We start from the raw sequence: 22509 nt of genomic DNA, 5'->3' as shown, positions 1-22509 counted from the left end.
TCGCGTCGCCCCGGCTTGTCCGGGACGACAGCGGAGAGTGAGGCGAGAGTCTCTCAACTCATGACCGACAACTAGATGCGCGGCGGCCTCTCGGCTCACGCACACCTCACTTTCGGTGCGCACTCAAATCCGCAATCACAGGCCCGTCGCCATTCAACGGGTTCGCCGGATCGCGCCCGTAGCGCAGCGTCTCGAACCGCATCGTGCGCACGTCCAGCATCAAGAGCCGTCCCACCAGACCCTCGCCGAAACCGACGATCTCCCGGATCGCCTCCAGCGCCATCATCGATCCCAGCATGCCGGCGAGCGCACCCATGACGCCGGCTTCCGCGCAGGCCGGCACCGTGCCCGGCGGCGGCGGCTCGGGGAACAGGCAGCGATAGGTCGGATTGAACTGGCCCTTCTCGTTCCGCTCATGCGCGCGGATCGTCGTCAGCGACGCATCGAAAGTCCCGAGCGCGCCGGTGATCAGCGGCTTCTCGGCCAGGAAGCAGGCGTCGGAGACGAGATAGCGCGTGTCGAAATTGTCGGAGCCGTCGAGCACGAGATCATAGCCGCCGATCAGATCGAGCGCGTTGTCGGCATTGAGCCAGCTTCGATGCGCCACGACGCTCACATGCGGATTGAGCGCATTGATGCGCTCGGCGGCGCTCTCGACCTTGGGCCTGCCGATGTCGGGGGTCGCATGGATGACCTGGCGCTGCAGGTTCGACAGCGATACGACGTCGTCGTCGACCACGCCGATCGTGCCGACGCCGGCGGCGGCGAGATACATCAGTGCCGGCGCGCCGAGGCCGCCTGCGCCGACCACCAGCACCGCGGCGCGCTTCAGCGCCGCCTGACCGGGACCACCGACATCGCGCAGCACGATGTGACGGGCATAGCGCTCCACTTCTTCGTCGCTCAGCATCGTTACACCGTCCTTCCGCCGCCGCATCGCTGTCAGCCCATTGCCGGCCCATGGCGAAGACGGCGGATCTCCGCACTGAACCCTCGCCGGATTGTGACCGACCAAGCAGATGTGCTTATTTAGCGGCGCGGCAAGAGCATCGGGATTTGTCATGAGACGGCTGGCCACGGCAACCTTCATCTGCGGGATCGCCGCGTGCGCGTCGGTGCAGGCACAGACGCCCACGATGCCCGGCGCCAAGCCCAAGCCGGTCGCGACCCAGCCAGCGCGCCCGGGCGTTCAGGCGCCCGCCGACACCGCCAACGCGATGAGCCAGGCCGAGCGGCTTGCGCTGCAATCCGATCTCGCCTGGGTCGGCCAATACAATGGCGCCATCACCGGCGACGTCAGCGAGCGCATGGTCAACGCCATCAAGGAATACCAGAAGCTCGTCGGCGGCAAGCCGACCGGCGTGTTGAACCCGCAGGAGCGCGCCGTGCTCGCCGACACCGCGCGCCGCAAGCAGGAGGGCGTCGGCTGGAAGCTCGTGACCGAGCCGGTCAGCGGCGCACGGCTCGGCATTCCCGCAAAGCTGGTGCCGCAACAGACCAGCGACGGCACCGGCACGAAATGGACCTCGCCCACCGGCACCGTGCAGGTCGTGCTGTCACGCCGCAAGGAGGCGAACCCGACCACCGCGGCGCTCGCCGACCGCGAGAAGAAGGAGCCCGGCCGCACCGTCGACTACAGCGTGGTGAAGCCCGACTTCTTCGTGCTCTCGGGCCTGCAGAACCTGAAGAAGTTCTACATCCGCGGCACCTTTCGGGGCGACGAGGTGCGCATCCTGACCATCCTCTACGACCAGGCGACCGAGAACACGGTCGAGCCGGTCGTGATCGCGATGTCGAGCGCCTTCACCGCGTTCCCGTCGACATTGGCCGCGCAGCCCGCGCCACGGCGCCGCGTCGATTACGGCACCGGCATCGTCGCCACCCAGGACGGCGCCATCATCGCCGATCGCGAGGTGACCGACGGCTGCGTGGCAATCACCATTCCCGGGTTCGGCCATGCCGAGCGCGTGGCCGAGGACAAGGAGCGCGGCCTGGCGCTGCTGCGCATCTACGGCGGGCGCGGCCTGAAGCCGCTGGCGCTGTCGGGCGGCAGTGCGAAATCGTCGGTCGACATCGTCGGCATCGCCGATCCGCAGAGCCAGGGCGGCGGTGCCGCGATCAGCACCGTCAAGGCGCAGCTCGCCGCCAACGGCACCGGCGACGCCTCGCTGGCGCCGGCGCCCGGGCTCGGCTTTTCCGGAGCGGCAGCGCTCGACGGCGACGGCAAGTTCGCCGGCGTCACCTTGCTCAAGCCCGGCGTCCTCGCGGGCACGGCACTGATCCCATCGACACAGGTCGTGATGGTCAGCGCCGATGCGACGCGTGCGTTTCTCGCCTCGCATGGTGTCAAGCCCGACGGAACCTCGCTCGACGCCAAGGCGGCCACGGTGCGCGTGATCTGCGTGCGGAAGTAGAGCCTGCGCCAAACCGGTTCGGCATCGCGATCGTGCCGCTGTGCACTGCGGCGCGGCAGCGTTTACGCAATGTTAAGCATGTCGTTTTAGAAAAAATTAAGGGCCCAACGGCGGCCGGCGGGGATCGGACGTGCAGCATCGCGACTGCATGGGATGATGCTCGGCGATGCCGATCGCTCGCCCGCGGCTCGCTGCCGCTCAACTTCCTAGCACCTTGCTATCAACTCGGAACGGCTCCCGCCGTAGTCAACCGGTCTGTGCAGGCACAGGCCGAGCGTGAGATAGTTCGAACAGTTTTGTCGGCGTGCTGATTCGGACCACCGCGATCCTCTGTTAGTTGGATCGGGCCGGGACTGTCCTGAGCGAGAATAGCTCCGCACCGCGCAACCGCGATGCACTCAGCTTTGGCGTTCTCATAAGTTCCGTCAACATCCGAAGGACTGTCTCCCGATGTACACGATCGTTTTGGCCACGCAGAAGGGCGGCAGCGGCAAGAGCACGCTGGCGATTGGTCTGGCCGTGGCCGCGCAGCAGGCCGGCCACAAGGTGCGCGTGATCGAGACCGACCGTCAGGGCACGCTGACCAAATGGCAGGCGCGCCGCGCCGCGGGCGAGCCGATCGTCGAAGCCGGCTACGACGCCAAGATGATCGAGCCTCGCCTCGAAGCGCTGGCCCGCGACGGCTTCACTGTCTGCGTGATCGACACCGGGGCCGGCATCACGGCGTCCACGACGGCCGCGATCCGCCACTGCGATCTGTGCCTCATTCCGGCGCGTCCGAGCGTCGCCGACATCGAAGCGACAGCACCGACCTTGAGCATCGTGCGCGCCTGGCGCAAGCCGTTCGCCTTCGTGCTCAACCAGGCCCCGATCCGCGGCGGCCATCGCGTCACCGATGCGACGACTGCGCTCGACGCCGACGCGCCACGCGACATCGCGGAGGTGCTGGCGCAGCCCTTCATCATGATGCGCAACGACCACCAGGACGCGCTCGCCGCCGGTCTCGGCGTCAGCGAGTTCGATGCGGCCGGCAAATCGGCGCAGGAGATTCGCAGCCTGTGGCGCTGGACCGCCGGCAAGCTTGCAGGCGATCACGTCATGCACGACGCGGGCGAACTGAAGGACGCGAGCGAGCACGCCGAGGTCGAGTTCCCGATCATGCTGACGCCGCCCACCGAGGAAGCGAAACTGCCGGTGGCGCGGGTGTATCCGACCTGGGCCGACAACGGCATCAACTGGAAGGCGGGATTGTAGTCCTCGTTAGTTGGACCCGAGCTTCTGCCGCGACGGCGGTGCGCTCCCTGGCCCCGCTCTTGCGGGGAGAGGGTTGGGGTGAGGGGCAGACGCGGGGCAGACACACGGGAAGTGTTCGTGGTGAGACCTGTCCCCCTCACCCGGATTGCATCTCACGATGCAATCCGACCTCTCCCCGCAAGCGGGGCGAGGTTAAGGAGTAGCCCAGCCGTAGATCGAGCACGCTTCGCACTGCTTCGCCGCCCGCTCGCCTACCGCGACCCACCCTCCCGCATCTTGATCCGCGCATCGGCGCGACGCAGGCGGCGGCACAGCTCGCGATTGATGTTCTGCAGCACGATCACGTAGGCGTGGATGTCAGCCTTGTAGAAGGCATACAGCTTTTGCGCCGTCAGCTCGTACAGCACGGTCGGCGCTTCCGCGACCACGGTGGCCGATCTGTTCTGCATGTCGAGCAGGGTCATCTCGCCGAAGAAATCCCCGGGCTCGAGACGCGACATATGGATCGCGGCACCCGTCTCCAGGCGCTCACTGACCTCCAGCGTACCGCTATGCACGACGAACATCGAGCGACCCGCCTCGCCTTCGGCGACGACCACGGCGCCCTTGTCGAAGCGCCGCTCGACCAGCATCGAGACCAGCAGATCGAGGCTCGCATCAAGCAGGCCGCCGAAGAACGGCGTCGCGAGCAGAAATGCTTTCAGGTCGGGCGAGCTGACAGCCATGGCGGCAGTATACGCCCACTCCCGTCCGCCACAAGCAGACCGGGGATGGCCGGCCGTGCCGGCTCCTCGGCCGCGACATCACTTCTGGCACTTCGGGCACCAGAAGGTCGAGCGGCCGTTCTGCACGAAGCGCTTCACCACGCCGCTGCAGCCGTCCGTCCGGCATGGCTCACCCTCGCGGTCATAGACCTGGAACGAATGCTGGAAATAGCCGAGTTCGCCTGATGTCTGGCGGTGATCGCGCAGCGACGAGCCGCCGGCGCGGATCGCCTCGTTGAGTACGGCGTGGATCGCCTCCACCAGACGCGTGGCGTGATCCGTGGGCTCGCCCTTCTTCGTTGCCAGCGTCGCCGCCAGACGCCGCGGCGACAGATGGGCGCGAAACAGCGCCTCGCAGACATAGATGTTGCCGAGCCCGGCGACCACGCGCTGGTCGAGCAGCGCGGCCTTCAGGCTGGTCTTCTTGCCGGCACAGGCGCGCGCCAGCATCGCGGCATCGAATTCATTGCCGAGCGGCTCCGGCCCGAGGCCCTTCAGATGCGGCTCGGTCTCGATGTCGCCGCGGCCGATGATCTTCATGAAGCCGAAGCGGCGCGGATCGTTGAAGACGATGTCGGCGCCCGACGACATGTGAAACACGACATGGTCGTGCACGCTGTCCTTGCCGCGCGGATAGTGAAACTCGCCCGGCGTCTCCTCGTGCTCCGGCTTGATCACCCGGAACGAGCCGGACATGCCGAGATGCATCAAGAGCACGTCGCCGGAGCCGAGGTCGGCCAGCAGATATTTGGCGCGCCGACCGAGCCCCCTGACGGTCTGGCCCTGCAGGCGCTTGGCAAAATCGGGCTGAAACGGAAACCTGAGATCGCCGCGCCGGGCCTCGGCCTTGACGATGACGGCGCCTTCCATGACCGGCTGCAACCCGCGCCGGACGGTCTCGACTTCGGGCAGCTCAGGCATCCCTGCTCATTTCACCTTTTGCATCCGCGACCATTCACCTTGTCCGGCTGACGTGATAGCGCCTTGGCCGCATCAGCGCTATGGTGCCGTATCGGAGTAAGGGTGATGGATCAGCCGGACCAAACCACTCATTTCGGCTTCAGGGACGTGCCTCTGGGCGAGAAGCAGACGCTGGTGAACGAAGTGTTTCACAGCGTGGCACAGCGCTACGACCTGATGAACGACCTGATGTCGGGCGGACTGCACCGCGTCTGGAAGGACATCATGATCAACATGCTGAACCCGCCGAAGAGCGATGCGCCGTTTGCGCTGCTCGATGTGGCCGGCGGCACCGGTGACATCTCCTTCCGCGCCGCCAGGAAGGCCGGCGCCGGCTTCCATGCGACCGTGTGCGACATCAACGGCGACATGCTCGAGGTCGGGCGCCAGCGCGCGCTGAAGCAATATCTCGACGACAAGGTCTCGTTCGTCGAGGGCAATGCCGAGAAGCTCGCCTTCCCCGACCGCTCCTTCGACGCCTATACGATCGCCTTCGGCATCCGCAACGTGCCGCAGATCGAGCTGGCGCTGGCCGAGGCATTCCGCGTGCTCAAGCATGGCGGCCGCTTCCTGTGCCTGGAGTTCTCCACCGTCGAGATGCCAGGGCTAGACAAGCTCTATGACCTGTTCTCCTTCAACGTGATCCCGCAGCTCGGCCGCGCCGTCACCGGCGATGCCGAGTCCTACCGCTACCTCGTCGAATCCATCCGCCAGTTTCCGCGGCCCAACGCCTTCGCCGAGATGATCTCGGCGGCCGGCTTCTCCCGAGTGTCCTGGCAGACTCTCTCCGGCGGCATCGTCGCGCTTCATTCCGGCTGGCGTTTGTGATCTCCGCACTCACCCACATTACGCGGCTCGCCCGGGCCGCCCTGGTGTTCGCGCGCGAGGGCGTGTTCGGCGCCGTCGATCCGAGCCTGGCGCCGCCGCCGGGCCAGCTCGCGCTGAAGCTGGCGCGGCTCATCGAGCGCCCCGGCGCCAAGTCCGGGCCAAGATTGTCGCGCGCGCTGGAGCGGATGGGCCCGGCCTATCTCAAGCTCGGCCAGTTCCTGGCGACCCGGCCCGACGTCGTCGGCGTCATCATGGCGCGGGATCTCGAATCGCTGCAGGACCGGCTGCCGCCGTTCCCGCAGGCCGAGGCCGAGGCCGTCATCGCCACCGCGCTCGAACGCCCGATCAGCCAGCTGTTCACGCATCTCGGTCCACCGGTCGCCGCCGCCTCGATCGCGCAGGTGCATCGCGGCGAGGTCGAGCGCGACGGCATTCGTCGTCCGGTCGCGGTGAAGGTGCTTCGACCGAACGTCGCTGCGCGCTTCCGCCGCGACCTCTCCGATTTCTTCTTCGTCGCCGAAAAGGCCGAGGCGCATTCGTCGGAGGCGCGGCGGCTGCGGCTGGTCGAGGTCATCAACACGATGTCGCGCTCGGTCGCGATGGAGATGGACCTTCGCCTGGAGGCCGCTGCGCTCTCCGAAATGGCGGAGAACATCAAGGACGATCCGGATTTCCGCGTGCCCGCGGTCGACTGGGACCGGACCGCCAACACCGTGCTGACGATGGAGTGGATCGACGGCATCGCGCTGAACGATCACGCCCGGCTCGCGGAGGCGAATGTCGATCTGCCCGACGTCGGCCGCAAGGTGATCCAGAGCTTTCTCCGCCACGCCCTGCGCGACGGCTTCTTCCATGCCGACATGCATCCGGGCAACCTGTTCCTGGACCAGCAGGGACGGCTGGTTGCGGTCGATTTCGGCATCATGGGCCGGCTCGGGATGAAGGAGCGGCGCTTCCTCGCCGAAATCCTGCTCGGCTTCATCACCCGCGACTATCGCCGCGTCGCCGAAGTGCATTTCGAGGCCGGCTACGTGCCGCCGCATCATTCGGTGGAGAATTTCGCACAGGCCATCCGCGCCATCGGCGAGCCGATCCATAACCGCACGGCCGAAGAAATCTCGATGGCCAAGCTCTTGACCCTGCTGCTCGAGGTCACCGGCCTGTTCGACATGCGCACCCGGCCGGAGCTGATCCTGCTGCAGAAGACCATGGTGGTGGTCGAGGGCGTCGCGCGCGGCTTCGATCCCAAGCTCGACATCTGGAAGGTCGCCGACCCCGTGGTGCGAGAATGGATCGAGCGCAATCTCGGGCCGATCGGCCGGATCGAGGGCGCCGTCACCGGAATCGGCGAACTGGCCCGGCTGACCGCGACCCTGCCGGTGCTCGCCGCCCGCGCCGCCGCCGTGCTCGAGCACATGGAGACCATGACCCGCGACGGCCTCCGCCTGTCGCCCGAGACCATCGCCGCCATGGGCCGCACCGAAGGCAAGAAGAGCCGCTGGCGCGCGATCGCGCTGTGGGTCATCGCGCTGACCTTCATCGGCATTTTGTTCGCGGTGCTCAGGCTGTAGATTCGTAGGGTGGGCAAAGGCGCAGCCGTGCTGTCTCGTCGTACGAGATGGCGGTGACGCCGTGCCCACCGTCTCACCCTGGAGCCTGCCGATCGACGGTGGGCACGCTGCCGCCTACGGCGGCCGCTTCGCCCACCCTACATTGATTGCACTGCGATCAATTTCTGCTAGCATTGCTTGCATCTGGACCCTGCTGGGGAGGCGGACATGGCCAGCCTGACCATCCGCAAGCTCGACGACTCGCTCAAAACCTATCTACGACTGCGCTCGGCGCAGAACGGGCGCTCCGTCGAGGAGGAAGTCCGGGTCATCCTGCGCGCGCTGATCGAGCCGGTCGATCCGTCCGAGCCGACGACGGCAGCGCCAGCTCCAGCCGCTCTGCCTGAGCCTGGTCTCCCTCAGCCCGGCGCCGCCCGTGAAGCGCGCGTCACCCTGATCATCGGCGGCGGCATCGCGGCATACAAGTCGCTCGACTTGATCCGCCGTCTGAAGGAACGCCACATCCGCGTCCGCTGCGTGCTGACCAAGGCGGCGACGCAGTTCGTCACCGAGTTGGCCGCGTCAGCGCTGTCGGGCGACCGCGTGTTCACCGATCTGTTCGACGCGCGCAGCGAGTTCGACGTCGGCCACATCCGCCTCGCGCGCGACTGCGACCTGATCGTGGTCGCGCCGGCCACCGCCGACCTGATGTCGAAGATGGCGCACGGCGCCGCCGGCGACCTCGCCAGCGCCATCCTGCTCGCGGCGAGCCGGCCGATCCTGCTGGCGCCGGCGATGAACCCGATGATGTGGAGCAACCCGGCCACGCGCCGCAACGCCGCCACCCTGCAGCGCGACGGCGTCCGGATGATCGGCCCCAACGCCGGCGAGATGGCCGAGAAGGGCGAGGCCGGCGTCGGCCGCATGGCCGAGGCCATCGAGATCGCGGACGCCGTCGTCGCCATGCTCAAGCCGCCGACGCCGCGCCCGCTCGCCGGCCGCCGCGTGCTGATCACGGCCGGACCGACGCACGAGCCGATCGATCCGGTGCGCTACATCGCCAACCGCTCCTCCGGCAAGCAGGGCTTTGCGATCGCCGCCGCCGCGCAGGCCGCCGGCGCCGACGTCCGGCTGATCGCGGGGCCGGTCGAGCTCGCCGATCCCAAGGGCGTCAACGTCACGCATGTCGAGTCGGCACGGCAGATGCTGGAAGCGGTCGAGGCCGAGCTGCCGGCCGACGTCGCGATCTTCGCCGCGGCGGTGGCCGACTGGCGCGTCGCCAATGAGGGCGGCCAGAAGCTGAAGAAGACGGACAAGGCGATTCCGCCGCTCGCGCTGGTTGAGAATCCCGACATCCTCGCAACGATCTCGAAGCTCAAAGACAAGCGGCCAGGTCTCGTGATCGGCTTCGCCGCCGAGACCGAGCACCTGATCGACAACGCGAAGGCCAAGTTCGCCCGCAAGGGCTGCGACTGGATCGTCGCCAACGACGTCTCGCCTGCGACCGGCGTGATGGGCGGCGACCGCAACACCGTGCATCTCTTGACGAAGGACGCCGATGGCGTCCATGTCGCGTCCTGGCCGATCATGACCAAGGACGAGGTCGCGACGGCGCTCGTTGCCGAGATTGCCAGAACCATGGGACCCGTTGCGTGACACAGACGATCGCGATCGACGTGCAGATCCTGCCGCATGGCGAAGGCCTGCCGCTGCCGGCCTATCAGACCGCACATGCCGCGGGGCTCGATCTGCTCGCCGCGGTTCCGGCCGATGCACCGCTCGTCCTTGCGTCAGGCGGCCACGCGATGGTGCCGACGGGATTGTCGATCGCGCTGCCCGACGGCTACGAGGCCCAGGTGCGACCGCGTTCGGGGCTCGCTGCACGCCACGGCGTCACGGTGCTGAACGCACCGGGCACGGTGGACGCGGACTACCGCGGCGAGATCTGCGTGCTGCTGATCAACCACGGCAAGGAACCGTTTACGATCCGTCGCGGCGAGCGCATCGCGCAGATGGTGATCGCCGCCGTGGTGCGCGCCGAGCTCAGCCTCGCGACAAGCTTGACGACGACCGCGCGCGGCAGCGGCGGCTTCGGCTCGACGGGCCGTTGAACTACGGGCTTGCCACTGTTCCGACTCGAAAGAGTCGATCGGCGGACGCATTTTCCTCAGGCGCAACCACCGTTCACGGTCTGGACTCTTACCGCTGGAGTCCCGAAGCGGTTATGGTTGATTGATTCGTGAGACGGCGCGGTCGACGCGATCGGCGCCGCGCGGAACTTCGTGCGGTTTGGGGCAAATATGTCGGGCGTGATCGTGGTGATGCGTCAGACGCTGCTGTCGTGCACGTCACTTGCGCGCAAAGGCCTGATGGGTCTCGCTGCGACTGCGCTTGCGCCGGCGACACCGGGCTTCGCAGGCGATGGCGTGCCGCCGGATGCGATCACGACGCTGTTCGAGCTGAGCCGTCCTGATATCGCCGAGGTCACGGCGATGCTGGCGCTGCTCGGCTTCTCCGTGGTCGCTGCGGTCGCGCTGGTGCGCACGCGTCTGGCGGCCGCGCGCAAGGAAGCGCGGCTGCGTGCCAATGTCGCCGAGCTGCAACTGCAGGCCGATCGCTACCGTGCGCTGCTGTTCGCCGAGCCGCAGATCCTGATCGCCTGGCCGGCCGGCGGCCATCGCCCGCAGATCTCCGGCGACACCTCGATGCTGGTGCCGCAGGATCAGCCGCAGCGCATTCTCGCCTTTGGAACCTGGCTGCCGCCGGAGCCCGCGCTGCAGCTCGACCGCGCCGTCGACGCGCTGCGCGAAGCAGGCGAAGGCTTCATGCTCAATCTCACCACCTCGCACGGCCATGCGATCGAGGCGATGGGCCGCGCCATCGGCGGGCAGGCCATCGTGCGCATCCGCGAATTGTCCGGCCTGCGCCGCGAGCTCGCCGAGACGCAGCTCCGCTTCAAGGCGCTCGGCGAGGAGACGGAGTCGCTGCGCGCGCTGGCATCGGCGCTGCCGTGGCCGATCTGGGCGCGGCAGGCCAATGGCGCCCTCGCTTACGTCAACCCGGCCTATGCCCGCGCCGCGGACGCCCGCGACGTGCCGGACGCGATCGGCCGCAACATCGAGCTGCTCGACTCGGCCGACCGTATCGACCTGCAGCGTGCGCTCGGCGCCAACGGCCGTTTCGAGGGCCGGCTGCCGATCGTGACCGGCGGCGAGCGTCGCATGTATGACGTGCGCGCCTTCGTGCTGGGCCACGGCAGCGCCGGCGTCGCCATCGATGCCAGCGAGGCGGCGGCGCTGGATGCGGCCGTGGTGCGGATGCGGGAAGCACACCGGCGCACGCTCGACCAGCTGTCCTCGGGCGTGGCCGTGTTCGACGGCCAGCGCCGGCTCGCCTTCTACAACGACTCCTATCGCCGACTGTGGGGTCTCGATCCCACGTTCCTGGACAGTCAGCCCGATGACTCGTCGGTGCTCGACCGTCTTCGCGCCGCGCGCAAGTTGCCCGAGCAGGCCGACTTCCGGGCCTGGAAGGCCAAGCTTCACGAGGCCTATCGCGCCGTCGAGGCCGCCAAGGACACCTGGTTCCTGCCCGACGGCCGCGCATTATCGGTCGTCACCACGCCGAACCCGGAAGGCGGCGTCACCTATCTGTTCGACGACGTCACCGAGAGCTTCGCGCTTGCCCGCCGCTTCGACGGCCTGATCCGGGTCCAGCGCGAGACGCTCGACAGCCTCGCCGAAGGCGTCGCGGTGTTCGGCTCGAACGGCCGGGTCGAGCTGTTCAATCCGGCCTTCGCCAAGATGTGGCGGCTGTCGCCGGATCAGTTGCGCGAGCATCCGCATATCGACACCGTGGAATCCTGGTGCCATCAGCTCTATGACGACGCCGTCGCCTGGCGCACCATCCGCGAGGCGATCACCTCGATCGAGAACCGGCTCGACGCGGCGCTGAAGCTCGAGCGCAAGGACGGCAGCGTGCTCGACTGCATGAGCCGTCCCCTGCCCGACGGCGCGACCATGCTCACCTTCCAGGACATCACCGATACCGAGAATGTCGAGCGGGCGTTGCGCGAGAGCAACGAGGCGCTCGAAGCCGCCGGCCAGATGAAGATCGACTTCGTCCACCACGTGTCCTACGAGCTGCGTGCGCCGCTGACGACGATCATCGGCTTCGCGCATTTCCTGTCCGATCCGTCGACCGGGCCGCTGACGCCGAAGCAGGCCGAGTATCTCGACTACGTCACCAAATCCACCAACGCGCTGCTCGCGCTCACCAACAACATTCTCGACCTCGCCACCATCGACGCCGGCGCCATGAAGCTCGAGCTCGGGCCGGTCGACGCCGCCAAGGCGATCGAGGCCGCGGCCGAGGGCGTGCAGGACCGCCTCGCCACCGATCGCATCCGCCTGACGATTGCGGTCGACCCCGATGTCGGCTCCTTCGTCGGCGACGAGCGCCGCGTCGTGCAGGTGCTCTACAATCTGCTCGCCAACGCCGTTGGCTTCTCGCCGCCGGATTCGAGCGTCGTCGTCAGCGCCCGCCGCACCGATCACAGCGTCACCTTCGCGGTCACCGATTCCGGCCCCGGCATTCCGCCCGAGGTGAAGGACAAGGTGTTCGAATGGTTCGAGAGCCATTCGCAGGGCTCGCGCCATCGCGGCGCCGGCCTCGGCCTGTCGCTGGTGCGCTCCTTCGTCGAGCTGCATGGCGGCAGGGTGCGGATGGATTCGGTGGTCGGCAAGGGCACCACGGTCACCTGTGACTTCCCGACCGACCACGTCGCGCAACGCAACGCCGCGGAATGACGGACCAGCTGACATTCACCACCGCGCTCGCGGACGAAGCCGCCACCGCCGCTCTCATGGCCGACCTCGCGCTGCTGATCGGCCCGGGCGCGCTGATCACGCTCACCGGCGATCTCGGCTCCGGCAAAACCGCGGCGGCGCGGGCGATGATCCGCTACCTCGCCGGCGACGACGAGCTGGAGGTGCCCAGTCCGACCTTCACTCTGGCGCAGAGCTACGACCTGCCGAGCTTCCCGCTGGTGCATGCCGATCTCTATCGCATCAGCGATGCATCGGAGCTCGAGGAGATCGGCCTGTCGCCGCTGCCGGAGGCGACCGTCGTGCTGATCGAATGGCCGGAGCGCGCCGGCAACGCTCTGCCGCTGGACCGCGTCGACATCGCGCTGCGCCACGATCCATCGCAGGGCGACACCGCCCGCAGCGCCGAGGTCACCGGCAGCGGCAAGGCGGCCGCGGTGGTTGCGCGGCTGAAAGCCTTGCGCGAATTCCTCGCCGAGGCCGGGCACGCCAAATCGCGCCGCGAGCGCATGGCCGGTGATGCCTCGACCCGCTCCTATGCGCGGCTCCACAAGGGCGAGCGCGTCTCAATCCTGATGAACTCGCCGAAACGCCCTGACGGCCCGGCGACCTACAACGGCAAGCCCTATAGCGGCGCCGTGCATCTCGCCGAGGACGTCCGCCCCTTCGTCGCGATCGCCGCGGCCTTGCGCGGGCGCGGCATCTCGGCGCCGAAGATCAACGACGCCGATCTCGGCCAAGGCTTTCTCATCACCGAGGATCTGGGACGCGAGGGCGTGATCGAGGGCGACCCGCCACGACCGATCGTGGAGCGCTACGAGGCCGCGACCGATCTGTTGGCCACGCTGCACGCGCAGGACGTCCCCTCGGTGCTGCCGCTGGCGCCGCAGGTGACCTACGAGGTTCCGACCTTCGACGCCGAAGCCATGCTGATCGAGATCGGCCTGATGCTCGAATGGTACCTGCCCGACCGTGGCGTGGAGCTGTCGCAGGTGCTGCGGGCCGAATTCCTGGAAATATGGCGGGAGATGCTGGAGGCGCCGCTCGCGGCCAAGCCGACATCTAGGCCGACCTGGGTGATCCGCGACTACCACTCGCCCAACCTGCTCTGGCTGCCCGCGCGCGACGGCATCGCCCGCGTGGGCGTGATCGACTTCCAGGACGCGGTGATGGGACCACCGGCCTACGACGTGGTCTCCCTGGCGCAGGACGCCCGGATCGACGTGTCGCCCGAGATCGAGCGGGCGCTCCGAGAGCGCTACATCGCCGCGCGCCAAGCTGCGTCGACGGAGTTCGACGCCGACGAATTCAGCGCGCACTACGCGATCATGTCGGCCCAGCGCAACACCCGCCTGCTCGGCACCTTCGCCCGCCTCAACCGCCGCGACGGCAAGCCGCATTACCTCAAGCACCAGCCCCGCATCTGGGACTATCTCCACCGGTCGCTGGCCCATCCCGCACTGGAGCCGCTGCGCGACTGGTACGCGGCGAACGTGCCGCCGCCAGCGGGCATAGCTTGAAGCATCCTCTCATGGCACCGACGGTCCACTCCCCTCCCCCATGCGGGCAGGGGAGCCGACCGTCGCCATGGCAAGCTCGCACCATCGCTCTCACACCGTAGCTTTACCGGTTCTTAGCCATCCCCCCTTACCTTGCGCCCGCGGCGCCGGTTGCGCGCCGCGCGTGAATGGAGGTTGCGATGGCAGAGCGGATGAAGGGCGAACGCGTCGTCTTCGAGCGCGGCATCCCGGCTTTCATGATGGGCATCGACGGCACCTGGCGCCGCAACTGCACCATCGAGGACGTCTCGGAGACCGGGGCGAAGCTGACGGTCGAGGGCTCGGTCGAAGGCCTGCACCTGAAGGAGTTCTTCCTGCTGTTGTCGTCGACCGGCTTGGCCTACCGGCGCTGCGAGTTGGCCTGGGTCAATGGCGACCAGATCGGCGTCACCTTCCTGAAGCAGGGCAAGAAGAAGACCAACAAGCGCGCCACGGCCGAAGCCTGACCGAGCCACGACAGCCTGCGGCATCTTGCATCACGACGGCCGGGCAGCCGTCGCATATTCGTCATCGGCCCAGGCTATCGCAACCGGCCGAGACGATAGATGTTCTTGCGTGGTATGATTCGCACCACCGTTGATCGAGATGCCCTGAAGATGCCCGTCAAGCCGCACAAAGCCATGGTCCTCGCCGCCGGTCTCGGATTGCGCATGCGCCCACTGACCGAGACGATGCCCAAACCGCTGGTGCGCGTCGCCGGCCGCCCGCTGCTCGACCATGTGCTCGACCGCCTCGCCGAAGCCGGCGTCACCGAAGCCGTCGTCAACGTCCACTATCTCGCCGACCAGATCATCGAGCACACGGCCGCGCGCAGCACGCCCCGCGTGATCATCTCCGACGAGCGCGACCAGGTGCTCGGCACCGGCGGCGGCGTCGTCAAGGCGCTGCCGCTGCTCGGCCATGAGCCGTTCTTCCACGTCAACTCCGACACGATGTGGATCGAGGGCGTGCGCCAGAACCTGTCCCGGCTCGCCGACGCGTTCGATCCCGAACGCATGGACATCATGCTGCTGATGGCGCCGACCGCGACCTCGATCGGCTACGCGGGTCAAGGCGACTACGCGATGCTCGCCGACGGCACCTTGCGCAAGCGGCGGGAGCATCAGGTGGTGCCGTTCGTCTATGCGGGCGCCGCGATCATCTCGCCGGCGATCTTCGACGGCGCGCCGAAGGGCGAGTTCTCGCTGACGAAGATGTTCGACAAGGCGAACGAGCAGGACCGCCTGTTCGGCCTCCGCCTCGAAGGGGTGTGGATGCATGTGGGCACGCCGGCTGCTGTGATGGAAGCCGAAGAGGCGCTGCTGGAGAGTGCGGCGTAGACCCCCGGGCGAAGCCATCACCTCACACTCGGTGTCATCCGGAGCGCCGCGGCTTTTCTCCGTCATTGCGAGCGCAGCGACCCAATCCAGAGTCCCGTGCTCAGCCGTGGATTGCTTCGCCGCGCTGTCGGTGACGATGAAGGTGGGCGGATGGTTCCAGCAACTCAGCTCTCACCGCCCGCGAAAGCGGGTTACGACAGCTGAGATCGCGGCCGCAGAGGGGCTCCCCGCGTGCGGCGTCCAACATCGGAGCGGTCGCGGCGCTATCAACACCCATCCACACCCCGGATATGACCTCCGCCCGATCGCTCCCTATATAGATGGCCTGAGCAACCCGAATCGCAGGCCATGCGCGTCTTCACCGTTCCCATCTCGGCGCCGTTCCTGCGCAGCGTGATCGCGGCGCTGGTCGACGGCCGGCTGGTCGACGGCTTCGAGGCGCGCAGCGATCCGGCCCGACTCGCGACCGCCACGCTGTATCTGCCGACGCGCCGTTCGCTCCGTGTCGCGCGCGAAATGTTCCTCGACGAGCTGAAGACCGATGCCGCGGTGCTGCCGCGCCTCGTCGCGCTCGGCGACATCGATGAGGACGAGCTTGCCTTCGCCGAGGATCGCGACGCGTTCCTCGGGCCCGCGCCGCTGGAGATCCCGGAACGGCTCGACGACCTCCAGCGCCGGCTTACGCTGGCACGGCTGGTGGCGGCCTGGGCCAAGACGCCGGTGTCGGCGCCGCTGGTGATCGGCGGGCCCGCCTCGACGCTCGCGCTGGCCGGCGACCTCGCACGGCTGATCGACGACATGGTGACGCGCGGCGTGTCGTGGGACGCGCTCGACGCGCTGGTGCCGGATCAGCTCGACAAATACTGGCAGTATTCGCTCGAGTTCCTGCGCATCGCGCGGACCGCGTGGCCGGCCTATCTGCAGGAGATCGAGCGCATCGAGCCGGCGGCGCGGCGCGATCTGTTGATCGCGGCCGAAGCCGCGCGGCTGTCGGCGCATGCCGATGGTCCCGTCATTGCCGCCGGCTCCACCGGCTCGATGCCGGCGACGGCAAAATTCCTGCTCGCCGTCGCCAAGCTTCCGCATGGCGCGGTGGTGCTGCCTGGGCTCGACACCGATCTCGACGAAGCCGCGTGGAATTCGATCGGCGGTGCCAGGGACCGCGCCGGCCGCGTGTTGACGCCGCCCGCGGTCAACCATCCGCAATATGCCATGCACCTGCTGCTCAAGCGCTTCGGCCTGGAGCGGCGCGACGTGGTCCGTCTCGCCCCAACCGGCCGCGGCGGCCGGGAGGTGTTGATCTCAGAGGCGATGCGGCCGTCGGAGGCGACCGCCGTCTGGCACGAGCGGCTGCGCCAGTTCGACATCGCCGCCAATATCGGTGAGGCGATGGACAATCTTGCGGTGGTTGCCGCACCGAATCCGGAGATGGAGGCGCTGGCGATTGCCATCGCGATGCGCGAGGCGCGCCATCTCGGCAAATCCGCTGCGCTGGTGACGCCCGACCGCGCGCTGGCGCGCCGCGTGATGGCGGCGCTGACGCGCTGGCACCTTACGTTTGATGATTCCGGCGGTGATGCGCTGCTGGAAACACCCGCCGGCATCTTCGCGCGCCTCGCGGCGGAGGCCGCCGCGCGCGGCCTGGAGCCGCCGACCTTGCTGGCGCTGCTCAAGCACCCGCTGTGCCGGCTCGCCCGTGCTGCCAATGGCTGGAAGAGTGCCATCGAGACGCTGGAGCTCGCGGTGCTGCGCGGCACGCGGCCGCAAGCCGGAACCGGCGGGCTCGCGCGCGACTTCGCGCGCTTCCGCGACGAGCACACCAAGCTGCATCAGGGCGAAGTATCATCGCTGCACAAGGCCGAGCCGCGCGCGCGTCTCAGTCCCGAGCAGCTCGACCGCGCCGGCGCGCTGATCGCGCAATTGCAGACGGCGCTGGCGCCGCTGGAAAACCTCGCCTCGCCGCGCCCGCAGGATTTCGCCGAGCTCGCCGCGCGGCATCGTGAGGTGCTGATTGCGCTGTCGACCGACGATGTCGGCCTCAGCACCGCCTTCACCGATAGCGACGGCGCCGCGCTGGCGCGCTGCTTCGACGACCTGCTCGCGTCCGGCGAGCGCTGCGGCCTGATGGCGCCGCTGGCGGATTATCCGGATCTGTTCCATACCGCCTTCTCCGATCGCGCGGTGCGCCGCCCCGAGCGCCACGGCGCGCAGCTGCAGATCTACGGTCCGCTCGAAGCCCGGCTGATGCAGGCCGACCGCATGATCGTCGGCGGCCTGATCGAGGGCATCTGGCCGCCGGCGCCGCGCATCGATCCCTGGCTCAGCCGCCCGATGCGGCATCAGCTCGGCCTCGACCTGCCCGAGCGCCGCATCGGACTATCAGCACACGATTTCGCGCAGCTGCTCGGCGCGCCCGAGGTGATCCTGACCTACGCCGCAAAGTCCGGCGGCGCGCCCGCCGTGGCCTCGCGCTTCCTGCACCGGCTCGAAGCCGTCGCCGGCGCCGAGCGCTGGAAGGCGGCGGAGGCGCGCGGTGACATCTACGTCCGCTATGCCGAGGTGCTCGACCAGCCCGCGACCGTGAAGCCGATCGAGCAGCCGGCACCGAAGCCGCCGCTGGCAGCACGGCCGCTGCGCATGTCGGTGACCGCGATCGAGGACTGGCTGCGCGATCCCTACACGATCTTCGCGCGCTACATCCTGCGGCTCGATCCGCTCGATCCCGTCGACATGCCGCTGTCATCAGCCGATCGCGGCTCGGCGATCCACGAGGCGATCGGCGAGTTCACGCAAGTTTATGCCGATGCGCTGCCGCTGCATCCGGCGCATGCGCTGCGCGTGATCGGCGAGAAACATTTTGCGCCGCTGATGGAGCGCCCCGAAGCGCGGGCGCTGTGGTGGCCGCGCTTCCAGCGCATCGCCGGCTGGTTCGCGGCGTGGGAGAGTGCGCGGCGCGAGCAGATCGGCGCGATCACCGCGGAGATCCGCGGCGAGATCGGCATTCCCGTAGGCCCGGGCCGCACCTTCATGCTGTCGGCGCGCGCCGACCGCATCGAGCAGCGTGCCGAGGGCACCTACGCCATTCTCGACTACAAGACCGGACAGCCGCCCACGGCCAAGCAGGTACGCATGGGCCTGTCGCCGCAGCTCACGCTTGAAGCCGCGATCCTCCGCGAGGGCGGCTTCGACGGCATTCCGGCCGGCAGCCTGATCAGCCAGCTCGTTTATGTCCGGCTGTCCGGCAACAACCCGCCGGGCGAGGAGCGCATTCTCGAGCTGAAGATCAACAAGAGCGACGCGCCGCAGCATCCGGACCAGGCCGCGCAGGAGGCGCGCGAAAAACTCGAAGCGCTGATCCGCAGCTTCGAGGACGTCAATCAAGGCTACACCTCGCTGAACCTGTCGATGTGGGCGAACCGCTACGGCGCCTATGACGACCTCGCCCGCATCAAGGAGTGGTCGGCGGCCGGCGGCCTGGGAGTGGAGGAATGGTGAAGGCGCCCCGCCCCATTCCGCAGGCCGTGCGCGAGGCGCAGACGCGCGCATCGAACCCGGCTGCCTCCGCGTTCGTGTCGGCCAATGCCGGCTCGGGCAAGACGCATGTGCTGGTGCAGCGCGTGATCCGGCTGCTGCTCGACGGCGTGCCGCCGGAGAAGATCCTCTGCATCACCTTCACCAAGGCCGCCGCCGCCAACATGGCCGAGCGCGTGTTCTCGACGCTGGGCCATTGGGTGACGCTCGACGACGACGCACTCGACGGCGCGATCCAATCCACCGGCATCCCGAGCCCCGACAAGACGCTGCGCGCGTCGGCGCGAAAGCTGTTCGCCAGCGCGCTTGAGACGCCGGGCGGCTTGAAGGTGCAGACCATCCACGCGCTGTGCACGCGGCTGCTGCAGCAGTTTCCGTTCGAGGCCAATGTGCCGGCGCGGTTTTCGGTGCTCGACGAGCGCGACCAGACCGAGATGATGGAGCGCGCCAATCTCAAGGTGCTGCTCGATGCCTCCAGGGCCCCCGACAGCGCGGTCGGCCGCGCGCTGCAGGTGGCGATGACCAATGCGGCCGATTCGACCTTCAAGGACGTCGTCCGTGAGGCCTGTCTCAGCCGCGATCACTTCATGGCCTGGACCGATGGCGCCGGCCGCGTCGAGGTCGCCGCGCAGCATCTCGGCGAAGTACTTGGCATCGCGCCGGATGAGACGCTGGAAGCCATCGAGCGCGACATGGTCGACGGTCCCAATCTGCCGCGTGCGGATTGGACCGATATCGCCGCCCGGCTGGATGGCGGCGCCAAGACCGACCAGAAGCAGGCGGAGCAACTTCGCGCTGCACTGGCGTTCTCTGGAGCCGATCAGGTCGACGAATATCTCCGGCTGTTTCTCACCGACGACAAGCAGCCGCGCAAATCGCTGCTGACCAAGAAGTTCGCCGAGAGCAATCCCGGCCTTGCCGGCCTGTTCGACGCCGAAGCGCGTCGGCTCGACCGCCTGATCGAGAAGCGCCGCGCCGCTGTCGTGCGCGACCGCACCGAGGCGCTGCTGCAGATCGCGACAGCGGCAGCCGCGAACTATCGCCGCGAGAAGGAGGAACGCGGGCTGCTCGACTATGACGACCTGATCGACAAAACCTTGGCGATGCTGAACCGCGTCTCTGCCGGCTGGGTCCACTACAAGCTCGACCGCGGCGTCGATCACGTGCTGATCGACGAGGCCCAGGATACGAGCCCACGGCAGTGGGACATCGTTGCCCACATCATCGAGGAGTTCACCGCCGGCGCCGGCGCGCGCGACGGCCTGACGCGGACGATCTTCGCGGTCGGCGACGAGAAGCAGTCGATCTTCTCGTTCCAGGGCGCCGACCCGCACGAGTTCGATGCGCGCCGGCGGCAATTGCAGAAGCGCTTCACCGACGCCGGGCTGTTGTTCGATCCGGTGTCCTTCACCTATTCGTTCCGCTCCGGGCCGACGGTGCTGCACGCGGTCGACCATGTATTCCGCGAGCGCGAGGTCTACAGCAGCATCCACTCGCCTGACATCGGCCATCCCATCCACAACGCGCTGACCGATGCCGGGCCGAGCATGGTCGAGCTCTGGAGCCTGTGCGAACGCGACGACCGCAAGGAGATCGAGGGCTGGCGGGCGCCGTTCGACGGCGTCTCCGTCACCAGCCCCGAGGTGAAGCTGTCGCGCCGCATCCAGGCCGAGATCAAGCGGCTGATCCTGACAGGCACGATGACCGGCCATGACGGCGCGCGGCGGCGGCTCAGCTATGGCGACATGCTGATCCTGGTGCGCCGGCGCGGCAACGCCTTCGATGCCGTGATCCAGGCGCTGAAGCACGCCGGCATCCCCGTCGCCGGCGCCGACCGGCTCAAGCTGACCGAGCACATCGCGATATCAGACCTGATGAACCTCGCCGACGCGCTGCTGCTGCCGCAGGACGACCTGGCGCTGGCCACCGCGCTGAAGAGCCCGCTGTTCGGGCTCGACGACGACGATCTGTTCAAGCTGGCGTGGCAACGCCGCGGCTCCTTACGCGACGCACTCACAGCACATGCCGCTGACGACGAGCGGCTGCAGTCGGTCGTCCGACGGTTGCAGCAATGCGAGCGCCGCGCCGCGGAGGACACGCCGTTCGCGTTCTATGCCTGGCTGCTTGGCGGCGATGGCGGCCGGCGCCGTATCCTGGCGCGGCTCGGCCACGAGGCCAATGACGCGCTCGACGAATTCCTGGAGCTGGCGCTGTCCTATGAGCGCAAGGCGCCGGCCTCGCTGCAGGGATTCATCGCCTGGCTGCGCGCCGCCGACACCGAGGTGAAGCGCGACATGGAGATTTCGCGCGATGAGGTGCGCGTCATGACCGTGCACGGCGCCAAGGGCCTCGAAGCCTCCGTCGTCTTCCTGGTCGACACGACGTCATCGCCGGCGGATTCGCAGCGGCTGCGGCTGATCCACGTGCCGCATGGCGAGCAGGAGATCGTGGTCTGGGCCGGCCGCAAGGCCGACGATCCGCAAGCCGTGGCTGCGGCGCGCACGGCGATGCTCAAGGAAACCGAGGACGAATATCGGCGGCTGCTCTATGTCGCGATGACGCGCGCCGCGGATCGGCTGGTCATCGGCGGCTGCATGCCGGGCAACATGAACAACGTCCGCAGCGGCAGCTGGTACGACCTGATGGCGCGCGGCCTTGACGCGGCGGGCCTGCAGGTCGAGGTGACCGAAACCGAGGACGGGCCGGTCAAGCGCTACGCGCGGGCCGAGGACATCGCGGAAACCGCTGCTGACGAAACGCAGCGCATGGTCGAGACGGCCGTCGAGCTGCCGGCGTGGCTGCGCACGGCGGCGGCGGAGGCGCCCGGCGAGGTCGCCGTGCTCCGGCCATCCGATCCGTCCGCCGACGAGCGGCCGGTGCGCACGGGCGAATCGCTGGCCGCGCGCAGCCTCGCGATGCAGCGCGGCACGCTGGTGCATCGCCTGCTGCAGTCGCTGCCCGAGGTGCCGCCGGAGCGGCGGCGCGATGCCGCGCTGCGATATCTGATTCGCAACGCCGCCGACTGGCCGGAGGACGAGCGCGCGGGACTCGCGGAACGCGTGCTCGCCGTGGTCGAAGACCCGCGCTTTGCCGCGGTGTTCGCGGCCGGGAGCCGGGCGGAAGTCTCGATCGTGGGCCGCCTCGCACTGGCCGGCCAGCCTCCGGCGCTGGTCTCCGGCCAGATCGACCGACTGGTGGTGACCGAGGTCGAGGTGCTGATCGTCGACTTCAAGACCAACCAGCAGCCGCCCTCGGGACTCGCCGACGTGCCCCCGGCCTATGTCCGGCAGCTCGCGCTGTACCGCGCCGTGCTCGGCCAGTTGTACCCCGGACGAAACGTCCGCGCCGCGCTGCTCTGGACCGAAGCTCCTGAATTCATGGAGCTTCCGGCCTCCGCGCTGGACGCCGTGCTGCCATCCCAGCACGACTGAGTGAGCCCGCTTGACCCGGCATCACGCCATTCCTACTTTGACATCCACGCTGAGGCGGCGCGTCCGCGCCGCT

The 22509-nt window shown here is 68.2% G+C and carries 15 protein-coding genes; 12 read left to right on the top strand and 3 right to left on the bottom strand.

The features are described from left to right. Positions 1 to 106: 106 nt before the first annotated feature. Complete coding sequence (locus QX010_RS09340; protein WP_316179018.1) at positions 107 to 910, bottom strand: molybdopterin-synthase adenylyltransferase MoeB; 804 nt, start codon at positions 908 to 910, stop codon at positions 107 to 109. A gap of 151 nt (positions 911 to 1061) precedes the next feature. On the opposite strand from QX010_RS09340, the gene QX010_RS09335 reads away from it, so the two are divergent. Together QX010_RS09335 and QX010_RS09330 are read left to right on the top strand one after the other, a co-directional pair. Further along, on the top strand, positions 1062 to 2414 hold the full coding sequence (locus tag QX010_RS09335; protein WP_316179015.1) for a peptidoglycan-binding protein: 1353 nt from the start codon (positions 1062 to 1064) through the stop codon (positions 2412 to 2414). Positions 2415 to 2864: 450 nt separating this feature from the next. Next, a complete protein-coding gene (locus QX010_RS09330) occupies positions 2865 to 3668 on the top strand; it encodes a ParA family protein (RefSeq protein WP_316179014.1) in 804 nt (267 codons plus the stop codon). A 251-nt stretch (positions 3669 to 3919) separates the two neighbouring features. Here QX010_RS09330 and QX010_RS09325 read toward each other — a convergent pair whose 3' ends face one another. Continuing rightward, positions 3920 to 4393, bottom strand: coding sequence for a cyclic nucleotide-binding domain-containing protein (locus tag QX010_RS09325; RefSeq protein ID WP_315803949.1), 474 nt, complete (start codon positions 4391 to 4393; stop codon positions 3920 to 3922). Positions 4394 to 4471: 78 nt separating this feature from the next. After that, a complete protein-coding gene (gene mutM / locus QX010_RS09320) occupies positions 4472 to 5353 on the bottom strand; it encodes a bifunctional DNA-formamidopyrimidine glycosylase/DNA-(apurinic or apyrimidinic site) lyase (RefSeq protein ID WP_316179012.1) in 882 nt (293 codons plus the stop codon). A gap of 105 nt (positions 5354 to 5458) precedes the next feature. Here mutM and ubiE point away from each other — a divergent pair, with 105 nt between their 5' ends. The 10 genes from ubiE (at position 5459) to addA (ending at position 22436) form a co-directional block, all read left to right on the top strand. After that, positions 5459 to 6220 (top strand): bifunctional demethylmenaquinone methyltransferase/2-methoxy-6-polyprenyl-1,4-benzoquinol methylase UbiE, encoded by a 762-nt coding sequence (ubiE, locus tag QX010_RS09315; RefSeq protein ID WP_316179011.1) that lies wholly within the window; start codon positions 5459 to 5461, stop codon positions 6218 to 6220. Then, a complete protein-coding gene (gene ubiB / locus QX010_RS09310; protein ID WP_316179009.1) occupies positions 6217 to 7791 on the top strand; it encodes a 2-polyprenylphenol 6-hydroxylase in 1575 nt (524 codons plus the stop codon). The genes ubiE and ubiB overlap by 4 nt, the downstream gene beginning before the upstream one ends. 207 nt (positions 7792 to 7998) lie before the next feature. Then, complete coding sequence (gene coaBC / locus QX010_RS09305) at positions 7999 to 9426, top strand: bifunctional phosphopantothenoylcysteine decarboxylase/phosphopantothenate--cysteine ligase CoaBC (protein ID WP_316179007.1); 1428 nt, start codon at positions 7999 to 8001, stop codon at positions 9424 to 9426. After that, positions 9423 to 9881: a dUTP diphosphatase gene (dut, locus tag QX010_RS09300; RefSeq protein ID WP_316179005.1), complete on the top strand. Its 459-nt coding sequence runs from the start codon at positions 9423 to 9425 to the stop codon at positions 9879 to 9881. Before coaBC ends, dut begins: the two co-directional genes overlap by 4 nt. 189 nt (positions 9882 to 10070) lie before the next feature. Then, positions 10071 to 12578 (top strand): sensor histidine kinase, encoded by a 2508-nt coding sequence (locus QX010_RS09295; protein WP_316179003.1) that lies wholly within the window; start codon positions 10071 to 10073, stop codon positions 12576 to 12578. Further along, positions 12575 to 14116 carry a tRNA (adenosine(37)-N6)-threonylcarbamoyltransferase complex ATPase subunit type 1 TsaE gene (tsaE, locus tag QX010_RS09290; RefSeq protein ID WP_316179001.1) on the top strand — a complete coding sequence of 514 codons (1542 nt, stop codon included), beginning with the start codon at positions 12575 to 12577 and terminating at the stop codon, positions 14114 to 14116. The genes QX010_RS09295 and tsaE overlap by 4 nt, the downstream gene beginning before the upstream one ends. A 179-nt stretch (positions 14117 to 14295) precedes the next feature. Next, the gene (locus tag QX010_RS09285) at positions 14296 to 14601 is read left to right on the top strand and encodes a PilZ domain-containing protein (RefSeq protein WP_008963143.1); all 306 of its coding nucleotides are present in this window, start codon (positions 14296 to 14298) and stop codon (positions 14599 to 14601) included. A gap of 150 nt (positions 14602 to 14751) precedes the next feature. Further along, positions 14752 to 15474, top strand: coding sequence for a nucleotidyltransferase family protein (locus tag QX010_RS09280; protein ID WP_315803957.1), 723 nt, complete (start codon positions 14752 to 14754; stop codon positions 15472 to 15474). A gap of 348 nt (positions 15475 to 15822) precedes the next feature. After that, positions 15823 to 18969, top strand: coding sequence for a double-strand break repair protein AddB (gene addB / locus QX010_RS09275; protein ID WP_316178999.1), 3147 nt, complete (start codon positions 15823 to 15825; stop codon positions 18967 to 18969). After that, complete coding sequence (gene addA, locus QX010_RS09270; RefSeq protein WP_316178998.1) at positions 18963 to 22436, top strand: double-strand break repair helicase AddA; 3474 nt, start codon at positions 18963 to 18965, stop codon at positions 22434 to 22436. Before addB ends, addA begins: the two co-directional genes overlap by 7 nt. Positions 22437 to 22509: the final 73 nt, after the last annotated feature.

This window comes from Bradyrhizobium sp. SZCCHNRI1009, from assembly GCF_032487575.1.
Classification (GTDB): Bacteria; Pseudomonadota; Alphaproteobacteria; order Rhizobiales; family Xanthobacteraceae; genus Bradyrhizobium.
Note: the sequence above shows the minus strand (reverse complement) of the source record. Positions and strands in the feature narration are given on the sequence as shown.